This window comes from Novipirellula sp. (assembly GCF_041583735.1).
Classification (GTDB): domain Bacteria; phylum Planctomycetota; class Planctomycetia; order Pirellulales; family Pirellulaceae; genus Novipirellula.
Map to the genome: position 1 here is coordinate 1 of NZ_JBFHFD010000569.1, position 5,684 is coordinate 5,684.

Below are 5,684 nucleotides of genomic sequence, written 5' to 3' on the forward strand. Positions count from 1 at the left end.
GGTCGTTAAACAGCACCGCGGTGTCACCGAAGCCTTGAACTCGATCATCGATTGGTGGTGCATGCTCGTCCCAACGCAAAGCATACATACAAAACAGGTTTATTGAGTCAGGATCCGCCGGACGCGTTTGCAAGGTCCAGGAAGTTACCTCAACTGGAATTTTCTCGCCGTCTGGGGTGCGAACTTCGCCATGTGCGCCGTTCGCCATTGTGTGAACGGTATCGAGCGGGTCGCCGCGAACACCAGAGTCTTCCGTCTCCCAGAATTTCCGGAGAGTGTTCATGTAAACGATGCCATCAGCGATCAGGGATTCCATGTAGGCCCGTTCCCCGATTTTGCAAACCATTCCCCTCACTGACGATTTTCCATTCACGGCGACCCTACAGTCGGTTCAATCGGATAAAGAATCCATGTAAGTCCGAGGTTTGATGGGTGGGAGCCATTTGTTCAAAATAACTGGCGACTCGGACCCGTGATCTCGGCAGCGTGCGGCTGCCGGTCACATTCACTCCACCCACCAAACACAAGGATCAAAGTACACATGAAGATTCTCGCATTAGACCTCGGCAAATTCAACTCCGTCGCCTGCTTCTTCAACTCCAAAACCAGAAAATCCAAGTTCTTCACCACCACCCGCGAAAAAAAATAAAATACGACGAGAGAAACACTTTAACATCACTTGCAACCTCGGATTTCATAGTCGACTGCCGCTACCGGGCACGAACGGAAGACATTGATTTCAGTTGCCACGCGAATGAGTGCTCCGGTTTACGGCTTTGTTCTGTCGCATTACCGCGGATCAGCGTTTTGCTCTTGAACGTCTGATCGTATCGTGGATGCCCATTTACGCCAAGCATCGGTATCCCAGAAGTAATTAACAGCAAATCGGTTTCGTAGCATCGAGATTGCCCCTGGATGTACGGAAGCAGCATCACTCGGTTTCGATTGGTCAATGAGATCGATTGCAACATCAATAGCCTCCGGCGAATCCGTAAACGCAAGAAGGGCTTGGCAAGCCCAATACCGAACGGTGACGTTATCTGATTGCAGCATCTGGTGGTAAAGCGGAATGCACGTTCGGGGCAATGCGCCAATATGATGCGGCACGATTCGACGCACGATTGTTGAGTGACTGATCATCTCCGGATGGTCTAAAACGAGCTGCAGGAGTTCTTCAAGTGCGACTGCACGTCCTGCATTCGATTCACGCCACGACGTCCAATCACCCGGTGTCGAACCGCCCGAATTGCCAGATAGCAGTCGAAGGCACTTCAACGACAACTGCGAACTGTGTTGCCGGAATTCAGAGTACTGAGCCTCGGTTTCCGGCGGCAGTGTGGTGCCGGATGACGGGAGCCAGTACATCGGATCAAGTCCCTTGATTAGTTCGTCCCATAAGTTGTCGGCGTTGTGACTCGCTAGCTGTTCTCTTGCGTTCGCAAGGTGCTGCGTACACGAAATACCGACTAGCGTACTGATGCCATCTGCTACCTGTTGATCTGCGCAAGCAGCCTCTAGCTCGTCAATACCGGCAACTGTCTGCGTCAGCTGCTGGATCGCCTTGTCTCTCAAGACTTTCTCATGTTCATAATCAGCGATGAATTGTATGAGTATCTCACGCCCCTCCTGAGTGTGAGAAAGCACGCTGAATTCCAAAGCGTGTTCGGCGATGACAGGGTCTGTTATCCAACGGCGTAGATGCGGAAGCAAGCCCTGCCATGTAACGCCACGGAATTGCGAATTGTAAACGGCCCATAATTCCTTTTTATCGTGCGTGTTTCCGAATCTCAAAATCAATTTCGTTTCTTCTCTGCCCCCAATCGAAATCAAAGCATCAATCCATGCAATTCGCTGCTCGTTGCTGGAGGCAATCGCGGCGTGCCAAATGTGTGCCCGATCTTTCGGAGAGACGCCGGTTGAGGGAATCCAATCAGCGATCGTTTCAACCGTTTCGCGAACGAGCGAATCCGCGGACCTTTCGTCGCAAGCAACTTCAATTAGCGTAGGGAGAATCTGTCGGCGAACTTTGAACGAGCCGGAATGTGCGGAAAGCGAGCGCATGGTCTTTACCGCATTTACGCGTCGCTGAAGTTGCTCGTCCGATCTCAGAATTGACACTAGGCGAGTGCTCACGCGTTCATGGTCGCTTAGAAGGTAGGCATAATCTTCTTTGGTCGACGACGCTCGTGGATCGATTTCCCAATACAAGTCCGGCCCAATGGCGAGGGTGGCATCCAATGCGGAGTTGACTTTGTATCGCCACCAGAGTCGAGGCCCAATGCCGAGGATCAGGGCAAGAAGAGCGACAACGATCAGGAGCGTTCGGATTCTAAATCGAAACAGCTTTCGCACTACAGTTCGCCTAAATTGCACAAACGCGTCTCACGATTTCCCTGCGACAGAACGGAAGCGATGAGCGGGCGGCGGGAGTTGACATTGATCTCACGAAAAACCGCACCACCGCCGCTCCGTTGCATCCCATGGTTCTGCCTCTTCTCAGTATTCGAAATCAGTTGCCAAGCGATCCCAGTCCAGCGACCGGAGATCGGCAAGTATACCATCATCAATTGGGTAAGCGAAATCGTTTTGGTACCACACAACGGTTAATGAGGACATGTCTTTCGTTGGGTTCCTACGTGTTGTCGTAGAGAAGAAGCAACCGATACATCGTACGAGCGGCAACCACTCCGGATCACGTCCCCATTCGGCTGGATATTTCGATGTTCGTTCACGAACCTGATCCATGTCGCCGGGTTCGTGCAGATGGTCGCGTCGCTCCGGTTCAATGAGGTACGGTTTGCCGAGCGAGAAACGGTACTGGGAAGCATATTTCAGATCGGTCTCAATCCCCCAATCATTTGCCTTTCGGTTCGGCGTGCCTTCGAGCATACCCGCGTAAGTGTGCGACTGGTCAAGATGCTTAAGCGTGAGCTTGCGGCCACCATTCTGCGTCAGTGACGACGTGACGTTGTAGATGTCGTCAAATTCCAAGCGAACGCTTCTCCATGGCAGAACGGCGGGGTTGACCGGGGCCGAGCCAAAAATCAACCACTTCAAACGGACGCTTTCGAGGCCTCCGCGCCCAACCCATTGTAATCCCAATTCGTCCGATCGATTGGATCTATTCACGTTTCATCAAAGCGTAACCGCACTTTGAGTCGCTTGAATACGGAAATCCCGTGGGCCGATCTTCGCCAGCCTTGCCCTGCAGATGCTCGATCTTATTACCTACCCATCGGATGATCCCAAGACTGACATTGTCGGACGCGTCCGCTGTATCGACATACTCGTCGAATGTAGAATGATTCCCGTCTGTGGAGATCACTAAGCGTCCGGTTTCAAACGGCCGGTCACCCATGAATTTGGTGAAACGGTCTCCTTCGACGACAAGTCGAGCCTTCATGCGCCGAGCGATGAAAAAAGGTGCCTTTCCGCCATTCTGGCCAAACGACACGACTCTCCACTTCCCTTGAAGGTCCGCCAACGTGAGCGCGCGTGGTTCGCGATTTGCTGTCGCCTTTTTTGCTTTTCCTCGTAGCACCTGCCAATAAATAAGCAGGGCACAAAAAGCAGCGCCCATTACGTATGAAACAATCGATGGACCTTCATCCATAGAAGCTATTTCTCCTTCAATTCGCGATGTAAAAGTCTGCAACGGGCAACGGCGGCCGTAACCGGGAACGGACAGTTGACTTTCCATATCTAAAATCTTGCAAGCCGTTCTCCGGTTCACGGCGTGGCTCCCCGCTTCATTGTGTCAGCCGGGCACCAGCGGTGCAAGAAACACACCGATGAGCCCAATGGAAGGAAGCAATGAGGCACCATTGAACCACAAAGTTTCGAGTGTAGTTATTGATTTGCGAGCGCAGCGATAAACAAGCGCGGATGCGACGAGTACAGGAATCGATAAAACCCACAAGAGCACGGGAGCAATCAGAATTTGATACCGCGACGGATTGGCGTCCGAATCAGCGATGTAGGATGCGATCGCAACAAACGAAAGGGAACCGATTCCGAATTGGATTAGTCCAAATACCGAAACGCCAATTCTCACCAAGAGAGGGCAACCATCGGCTGTCGGTTGTTCATGTTCAGCGATAGGTGGATCGTAAGGTGACGCCATGCGGTTTGTAAACTGCTCAAGCTGCGTATTCAGCCGACGAACCGATTGCAATCACCCGGTCGCGACGAGAGATTTCCCTATGCCAAAACGCTCGACTTCGCGACTCGGGTGCATTGCGAGGTTCGCCAGTCGTCATCCCAGCGCCCCCGACAGTACGTCTTCAAACGACTTGACCTCCGGCGCGGTGCCAGCAAACGTGATATCGGACAGATCTGCAGTTGCGCTCGCCAGGAATTTCTCCGGTACGACCAAGTACTTCAAGCTGGAGTCGGAATATCCAAAATACGCTCGCCCGTCGTGCAGGCGGACCCACGGAAACGCATCGCCGGGCCTGTAGACAGCTCGCCATTCGCGTTCGTAATAGAACGCAGATGGGTCATTGAAAAACGCGTCATGTTCATCGTTCGCTTCGAGCGTTCCCTCGACGTAGGGGAATTCTTGATTGCTATAGTCTTGAATCCAGGCCAAGAATTGATGGAGTTGCTGCATGTATTCGTGAAGCAAGAAACGCTTGCCAGCTCTCTTGCCCTTGGTTAACGCCTTACCGTCGGCAATCTCTTCAAGTCCAATCCCGACATAATAGAAATATGAGTATGCCTGACTTACGAAAGGATTTAGCGTGTATGCCACGGGGCAAACGCATGAGTTCGCCAGCGATGCCTTTCGAAATACGGCAGCAAACTTCGAATATTTTTCGCAGTGATCGGACGACATTGAAAGAGGCATGTCCGTGAAACACACCATTTCGAGTCCCCAAGTCTCTTTCGATGCCAAGCCGCCATACTTCGAGGAGAATGGGATCGGATTGTGCGAAAACAGCAACTCTCTTTGGGCCACGATCTTGTGTAGCAAGAGGTCGTATTGCTCCGTGTCAGGGAGACCTCGACCAACCCAGTGAGTTAGGTAAGGGGAAACGTATTCCATATCATTTGGCGAACGTTTGGCATAACCGGGCCGCCGCGGTTGATGTTCCAGTTGAATACGCGAAGTCGGCGGCTCCGCGGCGAGTAGAACGGAGTCTCTCCGATGTTAGGATACGCTTTGTGTTCACGGTTTGCCACCGATTTCTCCTTGCGGTGTCACCATATTTGATCCTTGTCCAATTGATCACCGAACCCTCTCAGAACCGGACTGGCGCCGCCGGCGCATCCGGCTCCCAGCCGACACCTCTCACCTGGCATCACTTTGCACTCTTCAATCGCGTTAATAGCCGCGGTAGTGGCGACAGCGATCGACGCACCGCCCAACCGACGACACGAATCGGTGACCACGAGCCCAAAGAAACGCAACGCCCCCAATGCTCAAACACAGGCAAAAAAATATTGGACAAAAATATGCAGTCAGAAGGAGAGGCCACTCGCTTTTCCGTCTTTTCAATTTTCCTGTCGCACCAATCTTCCTGTCTATTTTCCGTCAGTACGATCACCGGACAAAAATCACTGAATGACCGACACGGCGCGCACACGGTCAATCTGCAACAGGCGGTCGTTTCTTGTCGCAGTGACCGAGGGGGACGGTGCCACAAATAACGACCGAAAGATTGGTGCGACAGATAGATTAA

Annotated in this window: 5 protein-coding genes; all 5 read right to left on the reverse strand. The window is 52.3% G+C overall.

What is annotated here, in order from left to right; genetic code table 11:
• Positions 1-316 (reverse strand): hypothetical protein (locus ABX962_RS28465; protein ID WP_372724548.1); only part of this gene is annotated, 316 nt, incomplete at its 3' end.
• 473 nt (positions 317-789) lie between these two features.
• Entirely contained in the window at positions 790-1,830 is a 1,041-nt protein-coding gene (locus tag ABX962_RS28470; protein ID WP_372724550.1) for a HEAT repeat domain-containing protein, read from the reverse strand.
• A gap of 666 nt (positions 1,831-2,496) precedes the next feature.
• A complete protein-coding gene (locus ABX962_RS28475; protein WP_372724552.1) occupies positions 2,497-3,057 on the reverse strand; it encodes a hypothetical protein in 561 nt (186 codons plus the stop codon).
• Between the two features lie 64 nt (positions 3,058-3,121).
• Positions 3,122-3,700, reverse strand: coding sequence for a hypothetical protein (locus ABX962_RS28480; protein WP_372724554.1), 579 nt, complete (start codon positions 3,698-3,700; stop codon positions 3,122-3,124).
• A gap of 555 nt (positions 3,701-4,255) precedes the next feature.
• Positions 4,256-5,047, reverse strand: coding sequence for an abortive infection system antitoxin AbiGi family protein (locus ABX962_RS28485; RefSeq protein WP_372724555.1), 792 nt, complete (start codon positions 5,045-5,047; stop codon positions 4,256-4,258).
• Positions 5,048-5,684: the final 637 nt, after the last annotated feature.

Excerpts from the sequence above, each read along its gene's own strand:
- ABX962_RS28480 (WP_372724554.1), bottom strand. The coding sequence starts at position 3,700 with ATGGAAAGTCAACTGTCCGTTCCCGGTTACGGCCGCCGTTGCCCGTTG.
- ABX962_RS28485 (WP_372724555.1), bottom strand. The coding sequence starts at position 5,047 with ATGGAATACGTTTCCCCTTACCTAACTCACTGGGTTGGTCGAGGTCTC.